Source organism: Pontixanthobacter aquaemixtae (assembly GCF_009827395.1).
In the GTDB taxonomy this organism is placed as follows: Bacteria; Pseudomonadota; Alphaproteobacteria; order Sphingomonadales; family Sphingomonadaceae; genus Pontixanthobacter; species Pontixanthobacter aquaemixtae.
Genome location: NZ_WTYX01000002.1, coordinates 609,726 through 624,503, shown reverse-complemented (window position 1 = coordinate 624,503; position 14,778 = coordinate 609,726). Strand labels below are relative to the sequence as shown.

At 59.1% G+C, this 14,778-nt stretch carries 11 protein-coding genes; 8 read left to right on the top strand and 3 right to left on the bottom strand.

The genetic code is table 11. The features are described from left to right. The first annotated feature begins 37 nt into the window (after positions 1–37). On the top strand, positions 38–1,018 hold the full coding sequence (locus tag GRI41_RS12000; protein WP_160605215.1) for an agmatine deiminase family protein: 981 nt from the start codon (positions 38–40) through the stop codon (positions 1,016–1,018). 63 nt (positions 1,019–1,081) lie between these two features. After that, entirely contained in the window at positions 1,082–1,204 is a 123-nt protein-coding gene (locus GRI41_RS14435) for a hypothetical protein (protein ID WP_268893206.1), read from the top strand. Between the two features lie 66 nt (positions 1,205–1,270). Here the strand turns inward: GRI41_RS14435 and GRI41_RS11995 are convergent, their stop codons facing one another. The 3 genes from GRI41_RS11995 to GRI41_RS11985 form a co-directional block, all read right to left on the bottom strand. Beyond that, entirely contained in the window at positions 1,271–2,020 is a 750-nt protein-coding gene (locus GRI41_RS11995) for a sulfite exporter TauE/SafE family protein (protein ID WP_160605214.1), read from the bottom strand. Positions 2,021–2,034: 14 nt separating this feature from the next. After that, on the bottom strand, positions 2,035–4,050 hold the full coding sequence (thrS, locus tag GRI41_RS11990) for a threonine--tRNA ligase (protein ID WP_160605213.1): 2,016 nt from the start codon (positions 4,048–4,050) through the stop codon (positions 2,035–2,037). 234 nt (positions 4,051–4,284) lie between these two features. After that, positions 4,285–6,006 carry an alkaline phosphatase D family protein gene (locus GRI41_RS11985; RefSeq protein WP_235901219.1) on the bottom strand — a complete coding sequence of 574 codons (1,722 nt, stop codon included), beginning with the start codon at positions 6,004–6,006 and terminating at the stop codon, positions 4,285–4,287. 220 nt (positions 6,007–6,226) lie between these two features. On the opposite strand from GRI41_RS11985, the gene GRI41_RS11980 reads away from it, so the two are divergent. The 6 genes from GRI41_RS11980 to GRI41_RS11955 all read left to right on the top strand — a co-directional run bounded on the left by GRI41_RS11980 (position 6,227) and on the right by GRI41_RS11955 (position 14,768). Next, the gene (locus GRI41_RS11980) at positions 6,227–6,877 is read left to right on the top strand and encodes a hypothetical protein (RefSeq protein WP_235901218.1); all 651 of its coding nucleotides are present in this window, start codon (positions 6,227–6,229) and stop codon (positions 6,875–6,877) included. Positions 6,878–6,890: 13 nt separating this feature from the next. After that, positions 6,891–7,082, top strand: coding sequence for a helix-turn-helix transcriptional regulator (locus tag GRI41_RS11975; RefSeq protein ID WP_160605212.1), 192 nt, complete (start codon positions 6,891–6,893; stop codon positions 7,080–7,082). A gap of 194 nt (positions 7,083–7,276) precedes the next feature. Further along, a complete protein-coding gene (locus GRI41_RS11970; RefSeq protein ID WP_160605211.1) occupies positions 7,277–8,017 on the top strand; it encodes an alpha/beta hydrolase in 741 nt (246 codons plus the stop codon). An 18-nt stretch (positions 8,018–8,035) separates the two neighbouring features. Continuing rightward, the gene (locus GRI41_RS11965; RefSeq protein ID WP_160605210.1) at positions 8,036–8,866 is read left to right on the top strand and encodes a tetratricopeptide repeat protein; all 831 of its coding nucleotides are present in this window, start codon (positions 8,036–8,038) and stop codon (positions 8,864–8,866) included. Next, positions 8,863–9,846: an LLM class flavin-dependent oxidoreductase gene (locus GRI41_RS11960; RefSeq protein ID WP_160605209.1), complete on the top strand. Its 984-nt coding sequence runs from the start codon at positions 8,863–8,865 to the stop codon at positions 9,844–9,846. The genes GRI41_RS11965 and GRI41_RS11960 overlap by 4 nt, the downstream gene beginning before the upstream one ends. Before the next feature lie 224 nt (positions 9,847–10,070). Further along, complete coding sequence (locus tag GRI41_RS11955; RefSeq protein ID WP_235901217.1) at positions 10,071–14,768, top strand: NAD-glutamate dehydrogenase; 4,698 nt, start codon at positions 10,071–10,073, stop codon at positions 14,766–14,768. The last annotated feature ends 10 nt before the right edge of the window (positions 14,769–14,778 follow it).

The window sequence follows — 14,778 nt, the reverse complement described above, 5'->3', positions numbered from 1 at the left end:
GCCGAAGTCTGGTGCAGGCACAATCGAAGGCCGGTCCATGACCATCCACATGCCGCCCGAATGGGATCCGCAGGATTGGTTGTGGATCGGCTTTCCCCATGATGCAGAGGAGTGGCCCGGCTTTCTAGCGCGCGCGCAGGAGCAGATAGCCGCCTTTGCCAACGCCGTTGCGGATAGCGGGCAGGAAGTGCGGCTGCTGGTCCGCGATGCAGCCAATGAAGCACGCGCCCGCGATCTGGTCAGCGCCACGGTAAAACTAGAGCGTCGGATCTATGGTGATATTTGGCTGCGCGATACCGGGCCGCTGGTGGTCTCAAATGGCGAAAAACGTGTCGCCAAACGCTTCGGCTTCAACGGGTGGGGCGGCAAATATCTGATGGAAGGCGATCAAAGCATCGGCGCGGATATTGCGCGCGATGCCGGATTGCCGGTCGAAACTGCCAACTGGATCTTGGAAGGCGGCGCGATTGATGGCGACGGGACGGGTTTGGTGGTCACCACCGAGCAATGCCTGCTCAACCCGAATCGCAATCCCGATCTATCGCGGCAAGAGATCGAGGGGCGTTTGCATAGCGATCTTGGTTTTGACCGCGTCCTATGGCTGGACGACGGGCTGATCAACGATCACACCGACGGGCATGTCGACAATCTTGCCCGCTTTGTCGGCGAAAACAGGCTTGTCGTGCCGGTGGCAACCGAAGATGATGACCCGAACGCAGCAATCTATGCCGATGCGCGCAAGCGTGCGGAAGCTTGCGGGGTAGAGGTGGTCAGCATTCCATCGCCCGGTCTGATCAAGCGCAGCGGCCAGATCGAACCCGCAAGCTATGTCAATTTCGCGATCACCAGCAAAGTCGTTGTGGTACCGACATTTGGTTCGCCGCACGATGCCGATGGCGTCGCTGCAATTGCAGCGCTGTTCCCTGATCGCGACACAGTCGGGTTGCCTGCCGATGCAGTGCTTGCGGGTGGAGGCGGGTTTCACTGCGCCAGCCAGCAGATGCCATCGGACCAATAGATCTTCCATCCAACCAATTGACCGGTTTAACGCCGCATTAGGAATTCGGCGCGATATTGCGGCATGGCCAAAATTGCTGCCCTTTCGCGTAAATATACCGATGACATTGTAGAATCGCTGCGCGCGGTGATCGTCAGCGGATGCGCCTTGGCGTTGATTTTCGCCGGCGCAGCGCAGCCTTTCTGACGGATTGGACCGCAGTTACACGCCAGCCGTTTTTACAGCGGCCTCTTACGCTAGAGATAGCAGTCGCTAGGCTGATAGCACTGGCAACAGGGCCGCCATTGCGGTCGCGCCCAACACCAACATGACAAATGATCGCCACACCGTATCGCTGACTTTGCCGAACGCCTTTGCGCCGAAATAATTGCCAATCAGTACCGCTGGAAACAGTAACGCGCCAAGCGCCACGATGCTCCAGTCCATCACGCCTATCGCGGCCCCGGACCCTAGCCCGGCGGCGGCGGCAATGGTGAAGATCAGCAACATCGACGGTTTGGCGACTTCTTTGGGAATGGCCCGGCCAAGGTAGTAGGGCACAACCGGTGGCCCGGGCATGCCGGCAAATCCGGTGAGCAATCCGCTCGAAATACCGACAAGGCCCGTTTGCACCGGACCCGGCTGTTCCGCCGGACGTTGCGGCAGGAACATCGCGAAAAAAGCGGACAGGGCAATCAATGCTATGAGCAACCGCGCCAAAGCGGTTGGGGTGATGCTGAGCAAATACAGGCCGGGCCATGTGGCAAGGACCACCAACAGGCCGATGGTCCAGGCTGATTTTTCCGCCTCGCGCATGATGCGGGCAATTTCGCTCAGGCCGATCAGCAAGGCGACGACATTGGTCACCAGCACGGCTTCAACCGGAGTCATGGCGAAAGCCAGGATCGGGACAAGCAGGATGGCGAGGCCGAACCCTGCGAGCCCGCGGATGAACGCAGCGACCAGCGCTGTGACAATTGCCACCGCGATCTGCAGAACAGTAAAATCGGCCAGCAAGTCCATGCCGCTACGGTGCCTTAGGCCCGGCGCAAATCGGGCGGGGTTGCGTTTGCCTTCAACATTGCAATTGCGTCATCGAGCGGAAGAACCTGTTGATCCTTCTCGCCCAAGGTGCGGATGGCAACGGTGCCTTCTTCCTGTTCGCGCTTCCCGACGACCAACAGATGCGGAACTTTCTTCAGCGAATGTTCGCGGACCTTGTAATTGATCTTTTCATTGCGAAGATCGGATTCGGCGCGGAGCCCTGCTGCTTCCAGCTTGGCCAGAACCTCACTGGCATAGCCATCAATGTCGGACACAATCGGTGCGACGACCGCCTGTGTTGGCGCAAGCCACAGCGGCACCTTGCCGGCAAAATGCTCGATCAGAATGCCGATAAAGCGTTCGTAAGACCCGAAGATCGCGCGGTGGAGCATGACCGGGCGATGCCGACCGCCATCCTCACCGACATAAGTCGCATCGAGCCGTTCGGGCAGGACCCGGTCACCCTGGATCGTGCCAACTTGCCATGTACGGCCAATCGCATCGGTCAGGTGCCATTCGAGCTTGGGAGCATAGAACGCGCCTTCGCCGGGAAGCTCCTCCCAGCCATAGTCCTCATTATCCATGCCCGCTTCGGCCACGGCATCGCGCAATTCCTGTTCGGCCTTGTCCCAATCGGCATCGCTGCCGAAACGTTTCTCCGGCCGCAGCGCCAGTTTTACATGATATTTGAAACCGAAATCCGAATAGACCTCGTCCGCCAATTTACAGAATTTGCGCACTTCCTCGACCACTTGATCTTCGGTGCAAAAAATATGCGCATCGTCCTGCGTGAATTGCCGCACACGCATCAGACCGTGCAGCGCCCCATGCGGTTCGTTGCGATGGCAACACCCCATCTCGCCCAGCCGGATCGGCAGATCGCGATAGGATGTGATGCCTTGTTTGAAGACCAGCACGTGCGCCGGGCAATTCATCGGCTTGATCGCCATCCAGTCGGCATCATTGGCGACTTTGGGCGATGCCGCGCCGCTTTCCTCGTCAACATCGGGCACGATGTCAGGCACCGCAAACATGTTTTCTGCATATTTGCCCCAATGGCCCGATTGCGTCCATTGGCGCACATCCATCAGTTGCGGCGTTTTGATTTCGCGGTAGCCACCGCCATCCATTTTGCGCCGCATATAGGCTTCCAGCTCGCGCCAGATCTTGTAACCCTTGGGATGCCAGAAAACGCTGCCATGCGCCTCTTCCTGCAAGTGGAACAGATCCATTTCGCGGCCCAGCTTGCGGTGATCGCGCTTGCCGGCTTCTTCCAGCCGATGAAGATGCGCGTTGAGCTGTTTCTTGTTGAGCCAGCCCGTGCCGTAAATCCGCGTTAGCTGCGCATTGGCCTGATCGCCGCGCCAATAGGCGCCGGCAACGCGCATCAGTTTGAATGCCTGTGGGTCAAGTTTTCCGGTGCTGGGCAGATGCGGCCCGCGGCACATATCCATCCAGTCATCGCCGGACCAATAGACCGTCAGTTCTTCACCTTCGGGAAGCTCCGCCGCCCATTCGGCTTTGAAGCTCTCGCCCTCGGCCTGCCATTTGTCGATCAGTGCCTGACGGCTCCACGCTTCACGCCGCAAAGGTTTGTCGGCCTTGATAATTTCGCGCATTTTCTCTTCGATTGCGGGAAGATCATCCATGCCGAACGGGTCGCGGCCTTCGGGTGCCATCACATCATAATAGAAACCATCATCGGTTGCGGGGCCGAAAGTAATCTGCGTGCCGGGCCACAGCGCCTGCACCGCCTCTGCCAGAACATGCGCAAAATCGTGCCGCGCGAGTTCGAGCGCCTCTTCCTCGTCACGATTGGTGACCAGCGCCAATTCGGCATCGCCGTCAAAGGGCCGGCCAATATCGCGGAGTTCGCCATCGACCTTGGCCGCAATCGCCGCCTTGGCGAGGCCCGGGCCGATTGCCGCCGCGACATCGGCAGGGGTGGAGCCTTCGGGCATTTCACGCACCGATCCATCGGGAAGGCTGATCTTGAGAAGTTCGCTCATCGAATTCGTCCGTATTTCGTTTTGATGCGCCATGGCAGAAGAGCGCGCGCACCGGAAGAGTCGGTGTCGGTTATTCTAACGATTTCGGGAGGTGACACCGGACCGCCCGAAATCGGGCGGCAGTGGCTGGCTTAACGCGCGACCAACTGCCCCCGGTCAAAGCCGGTGGTAGTGGTGGTGGTCAAGAAACATAGCTGTGCCATACGGGCGATGTAGCCGCGCAGCTGTTAAGATTCAACCAATGTCGAGCTTGTGGCTACCCGCTTCGGAGGAGATGCGCTGCGTCCCCGCGAGGGCAGTGGACCTTGCGCGTATTCCAGCGAGGAACCGGTATTCTGAGGTAGCGCGGGTGGGCGTCAGTTTGACCGACATATAGCCGCGTTGGCCGGTGTCTGCCCATTTGAGCTGACTGTTCGCGGCAACTGACTGCGCCGCAAAATCCTTTGGTTTGATCCAGGTAATGTATCCTTCGGCGCCGGGCGAGGTCACCGAATGTCCGGCGAACTCCACGCCTGCTGCGGCGCCCATATTGTCCAGTTCCGATGCCCAGCCATTGTGGCTGTCACCGGCCAGGACAATCAGATTGGCGTCCGCCTCTTGCGCAGATGTAAGTAGCCGTTCGCGCGCCGCGGGATAGCCATCCCATGCGTCCATATTGAATGGCAGGCCTGCGGTCGCGGTCAGAACCCCCGCCCTGATCCGTGCTTTTATGAATTCGGGCAGCGCCTCGTTCATACCATTGGCAAGATCGGGCGAGGTTTTGAGGTTTGACATGATCGTCTGCTGCAACAGAACCTGCCACACTTTGCCTGCCTTGCGCGAAGAAGCCATCCCGTCAGCGAGCCAGCTTTCCTGCACGCCGCCCATCAAAGTGCGCGCGGGGTCGCGCCAATCACCCGATTCAAATGCTTTCAATGCGGCCAGTATTTTTTCGGGGTCCTGACCAGCGGGCCTGATAATATCTGCCAGATCAAACGGCTTGGTCCGCGCCTCCAGCCGGGTTTCGAGCCTGAACAATGTTGCCAGATCGCCAATTTCATATGCTGCCCACGGTTCATCCGACACCGGCATCCATTCGCGATTGGCGCGTACCGCAGCACGTTTGCGAGCTGCCCATGGCCCCTCGGTTTGAGGCTGGTGGTTCTCCGCACCGGCGGCGTAGGAATCATTTGCGCTTTCATGATCGTCGGGCACATGCAGCATCGGGAAAAGCTGGTGCAACCGCTGGAGATCGGGATCAGACCGGTACTGTGCGTAGCGCGCCCGGTAATCGGCCAGCGCGACGATTTCACTGTCGATTCCCGTCATCCGGACCGCGAGCTCTTGCTGTTTGGTTGGATAGATATCGCGCCCATATTCGTAAATGTAATCGCCGGTATGCAGCACCAGATCGGTATCGTCCGCCTCTGCGATATGCGCATAAGCGTTGAAATATCCGAAGCCGATATTGGAACAGCCAACGACTGCCAGGCGGAAGCTATCTTTCGGCCCCATTGGCAGCGTTCGAGTCCGCCCCGTTTGGGAGACCTGCCCATCGGGCGCGACAAAGCGGAAATAGTACCAGCTATCCGCCGCAAGACCCTGCGCAACCGGCTTCACGCACCAATCATGATCGGGCCGGGCGACAATTTCTCCGCCAGCAGCAACTTTGCTGAAGCCGGCGTCGGTTGCGACTTCCCAGCGCAATGCGGTTTCCCGATCCGCTTGAAACCTTGTCCAAAGCAAGACGCTGTCTGCGCTCGGTTCGCCGCTGGCAACGCCATAGCCAAAACCCGACAATGTGGCGGAGGCGGCCGCTTTGGGCATCGCCGCAAGGCCAGCTCCCAACAATCCGCCGCGGAATAAAGTCCGGCGGTCGAGAAGGGGGATGGCGGCGGCTGGGGGCTGTTCGATGGTCATTCCGAACGCATAGGCGCGCCAAGGTACGACGCCAAGATTGATCGGCGGATCAGACAAGCACCCCAATCATTATGTAAATGTTGCTTGACATTGGGCAGAGGTCGTGTAAATGACGCTTTACACAACGAAAAGGATCATTGACAATGAACCAGAATCACAAAGCTCTGCTGCTTGCAAGCGCGATGATTGCTATCGCTCTGCTTGCTGTCGCCGGAATCATTCCGGAGAAAATCGCCCAATGGGCTCCGCTTGCTCTCCTCGCGCTTGCGCCTTCCGCATGGCTTGGAAGTTCAAGAAAATGCGGGGTTTCACGATGACCAACACCGCACCAACACCCCCGCAGGGCAAAAGCCCTTTCCTTTATGTCGGCATTATGTTCGCCGCGATCGGGACGGTCATTGCCCTGGCCGCAACCGATGCGATTAACGGGCCGACGGCGCTTATTCTGATGATTGCGCCGCTGTGGCTGGTGATCCCCGCGGTCAAGGCCGCCAATCGCCGGGCCGAAGCGTCCTGTGCGGGCAAGGGAGAGGTCAACCGGCGTTACCTGAGACGCGTCGCGATGTTCACTTCTTTCTATCTCGCCACTTTGGCACTGATGAAATTCATCAACAAAGATTTCGATCCTGCGATAGAACTACGGACGTTCCTGGCACTGTTGCCCGGACTCGCCATTGCTGGGATATTCTGGTCGATCGGCCGCTTGATCGTGGAGCAGACCGATGAATTCATCCGCATGCTGACCATCCGCCAATCGCTATGGGCAACGGGCTTCGCACTTAGCGCGGCGTCCGTCTGGGGTTTTCTTGAACAGGCCGACATCGTCATCCATCTGGACGCCTATTGGTGGGCTGTGTGGTGGTTCTTCGGCCTGGGAGTGGGCGCGGTCATAAACCGTATCCAATATGGCACATGGGGCGCGGTATGATCGGGGACAGGGCATGAAGAACCGGCTCAAAGTGCTCCGCGCCGAACGCGATTGGAGCCAGCAAGATCTGGCCGACCGGCTTGGCGTTTCTCGGCAAAGTGTAAACGCCATCGAGACCGGCAAATACGACCCGTCTCTACCGCTGGCCTTCACCATCGCGGAAACCTTTGCTATGCCAATCGAAGAAATTTTCGAGCGGGGCTAAGCTGGAGGGTATTGGAATGCGATTTGCAATTCTCTTTCTTGTTGCCTTTCTAGGGGCATGCCAAGATGGCGGTTCGGCTGGAAAATGCGAAGAGCCTTTGACTCTTCCCGCGCTCTACTAAGCTTTCAGATTTGAACCACCCGGCCAGCATTGTAGGCTTGCCTGACACTGCATGATCGGTGAAGAACACGATCATGAACGACGTTCAATTTCATCAAACCGCTGCCGGAAACCGGATCGCTTTCCGCCATCATCCGGGCAGCACGGACAATCCAACGATTGTGTTCCTGCCCGGATATATGTCCGATATGGAGGGGGGAAAGGCGACCGCGCTGTTCGATTGGGCGCGATCGCAAGGGGCCGGATGCGTGCTGCTCGACTATTCGGGATGCGGCCAAAGCGAAGGAGATTTCGCTGACGGGAACTTGTCGATCTGGCGTGATGAAGTGCTCTCTTTGATAGAGGCGCTTAATTTGGAAAGGGTGCTGCTCATCGGATCATCAATGGGCGGCTGGCTGATGCTCCTGGCCGGACTTGCGCTGGGTCCACGACTTGCGGGGCTGGTTGGAATTGCCTCTGCCCCTGATTTTACCGAATGGGGTCGAACCGAGGGAGACAAGGCCACACTGGCCGCCGGCGAAACGGTTTTTGACGACAATCCCTATGGCCCTGAGCCAACCCCGATGCACGCAAAGTTCTGGTCCGACGGGCAGGCTAACTTGTTGCTGGGCAGCGAGATCGCGATCGATTGCCCCGCGCGTTTGATTCACAGCCAGCAAGATGCCGATGTGCCGTATGAAACCAGCTTGCGGCTCGCACAGCGGCTTCGTTCGGACGACGTACAGGTGACGCTGGTCAAAGACGGCGATCACCGCCTGTCGCGCGATAGCGATATCAAACTGCTTCTGAGCCAGGTCACCAATCTGCTCGGATAATTTCTACGGAGAAATCGCGTGCTTTCCGCTACTCTCGCTTTGCTGATGCAAGTTGGCCCCAACCCGGGCGCCGGATCAATCCCGACCGTCCCCGAAGAGCTGGTTGAATTGCGCCGCCGCCAGCAAGAAACGGCTATCGAGCCCACTCTCACCCGCGACAGATTGCAATCCTGCCTCGCGCGGGCAGAGCAAGACAGCGTCGCAGCCCGCATCGAAGCCGATAGCTGGCTGCGAAATGCGGTTGGCGTGACCCGCGCCGAAGCGCTGCAATGCCGCGGATATGCCTTTGCCAATTCGGCGTTCTGGAACGAGGCCGCATCGAGCTTTATCGCTGCCCGCGATGACAGCGAGGCCGTGGATTCCAGATATCGTGCGCGGCTTGGCACGATGGCGGCCAATGCGCTGCTGACGGCTGGCGACAACAGGCGCGCGATCGAAGTGCTCGAAACAGCAAAATCGGATGCCGCTGAAGCCGGGTTTGCTGCACTTGAGGCGGAAATAGAACTTGACCGCGCGCGTGCCTATGTCGCGCTTGGTGAGCCTGCCTCTGCTGGCGCTGCTCTTGCCGCAGCACGCGAATTGGCGCCGGCCAACGCCCGGGCATGGCTGCTTTCGGCAACGCTTGCTCGCCGCAATAATGATCTGGCCACCGCCCAAAGCCAGATCGAGCAAGCCAGTCGCCTCAACCCGACCGACCCGGAAATCGGCCTGGAAGCTGGCGTCATCGCTGTCTTGGCCGGCAATGATGATGCTGCACGGCAGAGCTGGCAATCAATTGTCGCGATTGCTCCGGAAAGCTCGCAGGCGAAAACAGCCAAATCCTATCTCGAACAACTGGACAGGCCATGACGCATCTTTCCGTCCTCGATCTTGTGCCCGTTCGCGAAGGCGGAACATTATCCGAAGCATATCGAGATGCGGCCACGCTGGCGCAGACTGCCGAAGCTTGCGCATATAAGCGATATTGGGTTGCAGAGCATCATGCGATGGAGGGCATCGCCGGGGCCGCCGCCTCGGTGGTCCTCGCACATATAGGCCATGCCACGTCTAAGATCCGGATCGGGTCTGGCGGAATCATGCTGCCCAACCACAATCCTTTCGTGATCGCCGAGCAATTCGGAACCTTGGACGCCCTTTTCCCCAGACGCATTGATCTGGGTCTGGGCAGGGCACCGGGGGCGGGCCCCGAGCTGCAGAATGCCCTGCGCAAGAATTTGCATCAGGCCGCCGAACATTTTCCGCAGGACGTGATCGAGCTGCGCGCTTTGTTTACCGGCGAAATCGATCTTCCGATCAAGGCCACGCCCGGCTTTGGGGCAGATATAGAATTGTGGATACTTGGCTCCAGCCTGTTTGGTGCGCAGTTGGCGGCAAAGCTGGGAATGCCTTATGCATTTGCATCGCATTTCGCCCCCGATCATCTCGACGCCGCTTTGGAGATTTACCGCAGAGATTTTCAGCCATCCGACCGGTTGGCAGAACCATATGTGATGGCTGCAATGACGGTTATCGCAGCAGACACCGATGAAAAAGCCGAACTGATAGCCTCTTCCCAATTGCAGGCATTCGTCCGGCTGCGGACCGGCAACCCCGGGAAATTGCCCCCGCCAGTCGCGCAGTACCGCGAAAGCTTGCCGGCACCGGCGCAGGCTATGTTGGCGCATATCGGACAAGCCAGCGCAATCGGATCAGCCAGTACGGTCAAAACCACGATCAAGAATTTCATCGACCGAACCGGTGCGGACGAAATCATCGTCGCCGGTTCAACATTTGATCCCCAAGACAGGGTTCGATCGCTGCAACTGACAATGGATGCAATGGACAATTAACCCCGCCGCGCTGCCCCACAAACAATCCGCCACGCCTATGCATTCCTATGCGCAACTCGCTTGCGGGCATCACGCGATGCGCCTATTTGCACGGCAACACCGCGACTTGCGGCAAAACAAAAATCGGGCCGCGCGCCCATGGAGCTTGACGGATGGGTTCGAAGACCACCGGCGCAAATAAAGCTGGGACGCCTCGCAATTCTACTCCAACCCCCACTCGCAGGATGGCCGGGCGAAAAGGCCTGACCGAAGCAGTGCTGCAGCGGATGAGCGACTCGCTCCTCCCCGGCGACACACCATTCGAAGCAAAAAAGATACGCGAGGCAGCGGGTTTTGTCCTCGATACCGCGGCAAGGCGCGAAACGAAGATTTCTTCGATGTCGCTCGCCACCGCCAGCAATGGCCGCCGGTTTATGCGAATTGCAATCGTCAGCGACGACATGCCGTTTCTGGTCGATTCGATTGCCGCAACGATCGCCGCCCAGGGGCTGGCTATCGATCGGCTGGTCCATCCGGTTGTCGCCGTAATTCGCGACGACAATGGCGAACTGCAATCAATCGAGAAAAACGGAACGCCGGGGACCGCACGCGAATCGATGATTTATATCGAGACCGCGCGGATTGACGCCAAGAAGCGGCGCGAGTTGGAAAAGGCGCTGCGCATCACGCTGGGTGATGTTCGCGCAGCGGTGACCGATTGGCCCAATCTGCGCGAAGTGATGGCCGAAGATGCCAAGCGCATCCGGATGATGGGCAGCGAGACCGAGGGTTCGGCGCTGCTCGACTGGCTCAATGACGGAATGTTGACCCAGCTCGGCCACGTGATCAGGAAGCGCAGTGGCGAGGAAACCGGGCGGCTAGGGATTTGCCGGCGCAGCGCCAAGCATCTGCTGGCGGATGAATCCTATGACAGGGCATTCAAATGGTTTGACGATCCGGCCAATCGCAATGATCGCGTTCCGCTGATTATCAAGGCCAACCACCTTTCCAAGGTGCACCGCAGGGTTCCTCTGGACTTGTTTCTGGTACCCATTGTCGAGGATGATAAATGCACCGCGCTGTCGGTGCATGCTGGTGTGTGGACCAGCGCCGCACTTGCCGCCAAGCCTAGCGAAGTGCCGGGTCTGCGCGCGCAAATGACGCGCCTGATGGACGAGTTCGGTTTCGATACTGCCGGCCATGCAGGCAAAGCTTTAGTCCACGCGCTGACCGCGCTTCCGCATGATCTCGTCATAGGCTTCTCCAACGATGACATTGCGCGTGTTGCCACTGCGATGATGGGCCTGGTCGACCGCCCTCGCCCGCGTCTGGCAATCGTCGAGGCGCCGCTGGCGCGGCACCTGTTCGCATTCGTCTGGCTGCCGCGCGATATGCTTTCGACACAAGTGCGCGAGCAAATCCAATCGCTGCTTGAAGAGAATGCCGACGCCCGGCTGATGGATTGGAGCCTGCAGGTCGAGGGCGGCAATCTGGCCATGCTGCGCTTTGTCCTCGACATTCGCGACGGGAAACAGGCGTTTGATGAAGCCGCGACAGAGCGGACCATGCAGAACATGCTGCGCGGCTGGGGCGAGGCGGTTGAACAGGAGCTTGCGCAGATCGGTGATGCAGCGCGCGGAGCGGCGCTCGCCACCCGCTATGCCGATATTTTCCCTGCTTCCTACCGCACCACTTACGGTGCCGCCGAAGCTGCGATCGATATCAGCCGCATGCGCCACTTGCTGGCGCTCGACAGCGCCGATTCTGACGGAGAGCAAACCCAGCGCGATGCGCGGCTTTACCATCTGGAAGGCGATCCGGACGCTTGCTTGCGCCTCAAAATCTATGAGCATGAAGGCGTTTTGCCGCTATCGGATGCTGTGCCCGCGCTGGAAAATTTCGGTTTCGAAGTATTGTCGGAAGTTCCCACATCACTTGACGGCGGGACGCTGGGAACGATCCATGATTTCACGCTCTCGCTGCCACACGGCGCCGAAATAGCACCCATTCTCGATCGCGTCGCGCCGATCGAACGCGCGATAACTGCGGTTCTGAACGAAGCGGCAGAAGATGATCCGTTCAACCGGCTGGTGATCGGAACCGGACTGGCTGAACGCGAAGCGAATTGGCTGCGCGCGTTCTACCGCTATCTGCGGCAAGCGGGAATGACTTTCACGATTTACACGGTCGTCGATGCGTTGCGCGCAGCCCCCACTGTCACACAAGCGCTGATCGCGCGGTTTACATCCGCACATGATCCTGCCTTTGAAGGTGACCGCGACATCGCAATTGCCGATGCTGAAAGTGCGATCAAGCAAGGCTTGGCGCGCGTGTCGGCGATCAATGACGACCGGCTGCTCAGGCTTTATCATTCGCTGATCAAAGCGATCCTGAGAACCAATGCCTTTGCCCCCGCCGCAGCCGAGGCACTGGCATTCAAGATCCAATCCGACCTGGTACCCAATCTTCCCAAACCCGTTCCATGGCGCGAGATGTTTGTCTATTCGACCCGCGTCGAAGGCATCCATTTGCGCTCAGGCCCGGTGGCGCGCGGGGGGCTTCGTTGGTCTGACCGGCGCGACGATTTCCGTACAGAAGTACTCGGTTTGATGAAGGCGCAGCGTGTGAAGAACGCGGTGATTGTGCCGACCGGCGCGAAAGGCGGCTTCTACCCGAAACAGCTTCCTTCACCCGCGATTGACCGCGATGCGTGGGCCGCGGAAGGGCGGGCAAGTTACGAAGTGTTTATTCGCACGCTGCTGACGATCACTGACAATATCGTCGATGACAAAGTGGTTCATCCCGAAGCGGTCATGCCGCTCGATGGTGAAGACCCCTATTTCGTAGTCGCTGCAGACAAAGGCACCGCGACATTTTCCGACATCGCCAATGGAATCGCCGAATCGCGCGACTTCTGGCTCGATGACGCTTTCGCCAGCGGCGGGTCCAATGGATACGATCACAAGGCGATGGGCATCACCGCCAAGGGCGCGTGGATTTCGGTCCAGCGGCACTTCCTGGAAATGGGTGTCGACGTGCAAAGCGACCCGGTTCGCGTTGTCGGTTGCGGCGACATGTCAGGGGACGTGTTCGGCAATGGCATGCTGCTGTCAAAATCGATCAAGATTGTCGCTGCCTTCGACCACCGTCACATCTTTATCGACCCGGACCCCGACGCAGCCGTCAGCTGGAAAGAACGCAAACGGCTGTTCGACCTGCCGCGCTCAAGCTGGGACGATTACGACAAGGACCTGATTTCGAAAGGCGGCGGAGTATATTCGCGCGCGTCGAAAACAATCAAACTGTCCGCTGCGGCCTGCAAGGCGCTGGGGCTCGAATCGCGCGAGATCGAGCCCGAGACGCTTATCTCTGCAATTATGAAAGCACCGGTGGACCTGATCTGGTTTGGCGGCATCGGGACCTATATCAAAGGATCGAACGAGAATAATGTTCAAGTCGGCGATCCGGCCAATGACACTCTGCGCGTCGACGCGGCAGAGATACGCGCAAAAGTTATCGGCGAAGGCGCCAATCTGGGCGTAACCCAAGCCGCGCGTATCGAATTTTCGATGCTTGGCGGGCGGGTCAACACGGACTTCATCGACAATTCGGCCGGTGTCGATTGTTCGGACAACGAAGTGAACATCAAGATCGCGCTGGCCGCGGCGCGCCGTTCGGGCAAACTATCCGACAGGAAACGCAACGCTCTTCTGGCAAGCATGACCGACGAAGTGTCCGAGTTGGTGCTCGAGGACAACCGGTTGCAAGCGCTGGCATTGTCGATCGCCGAAGCGGGCGGCCCAGGGGCAGTCGCCGCGCAGCTTCGTCTGATTGAAGGGCTAGAGGATCGCGGGGCGCTCGACCGGCGGACGGAAGGCCTTGCGGAGAACGAAGCGCTCGCTCGGCGGGCCAGCGACGGAATCGGCTTGATGCGGCCAGAACTGGCGGTGCTGCTGTCGTCGACCAAGCTGGTGTTGCAGGACGCAATCGAGAAGACCGCGCTGCCTGACGATCCAAGTCTGGCCGGTTCTTTGATCCAGTATTTCCCTTCTCCTATGCGCAAGACATACAAGGCGGAGATCGAAAACCACCAGCTCCGCCGCGAGATTATCGCGACCAAGCTCGCCAACAAAGTGATCAACCGGCTCGGACTAGTACACCCCTTTGAGCTGTCCGAAGAAGAAGGCGTCGGCCTTGGAGATGTGTGTGCGTCATTCATCTCGGCAGCAGAACTGTTCAATGTCGACGAGCTTTGGGCGAAGCTGGAAACGGCCAAAATGCCGGAAAACGCTCGCATTCTCCTGTTCCGGCATATCGCCGGAGTCATGCGCAGCCAGATGGCCGATCTGATGCGCGCCGGGGCCAGCACAACGATGCCTTCAGAAATGATTGCCGCACTGCGCAAGGGTGTAACCGAGCTTTCCAGCGAAACCGACGCGCTATTGACCGCGGAAACGCGCCAGCAAACCGATGCGCTTCGCAAGGAATTTGCCGAAGCCGGAGCGCCCGCCGTGCTCGCTTCGGAAGTAGCCCATCTCTACGATCTCGACGGCGCGGTCGGGCTTGCTGCGCTCGCGCTCAATTCCGACATCAAAGCGCGGCCGCTCACAGCGGCATTTACCGATTTGGGGGCAAGGCTGGGCCTCGACTGGGCGCAAGGCGCAGCGGCATTAAGCAACCCCTCCGATGTTTGGGAGCGTTTGCTGGTCGCAGGCCTCGCGAGGGATTTCCAGCAGATGCGGCTCGATTTCCTCCGCCGGCTATCGCGGCGCAAAGGCGCCAAGAAAAATCCCGAAGGTGCTGTTGCCAATTGGGCTGCTGATCATAAAGCCGCTATCCGGCAATTCCGCGCAATGATCAGCCGCGCTCAGGCACAGGGCACTATTGCCCCGGCCATGTTGGCCCAGATCGCAAGCCAGGCGCGGAACCTGCTGGGGCGCTAAGGCAAGGATA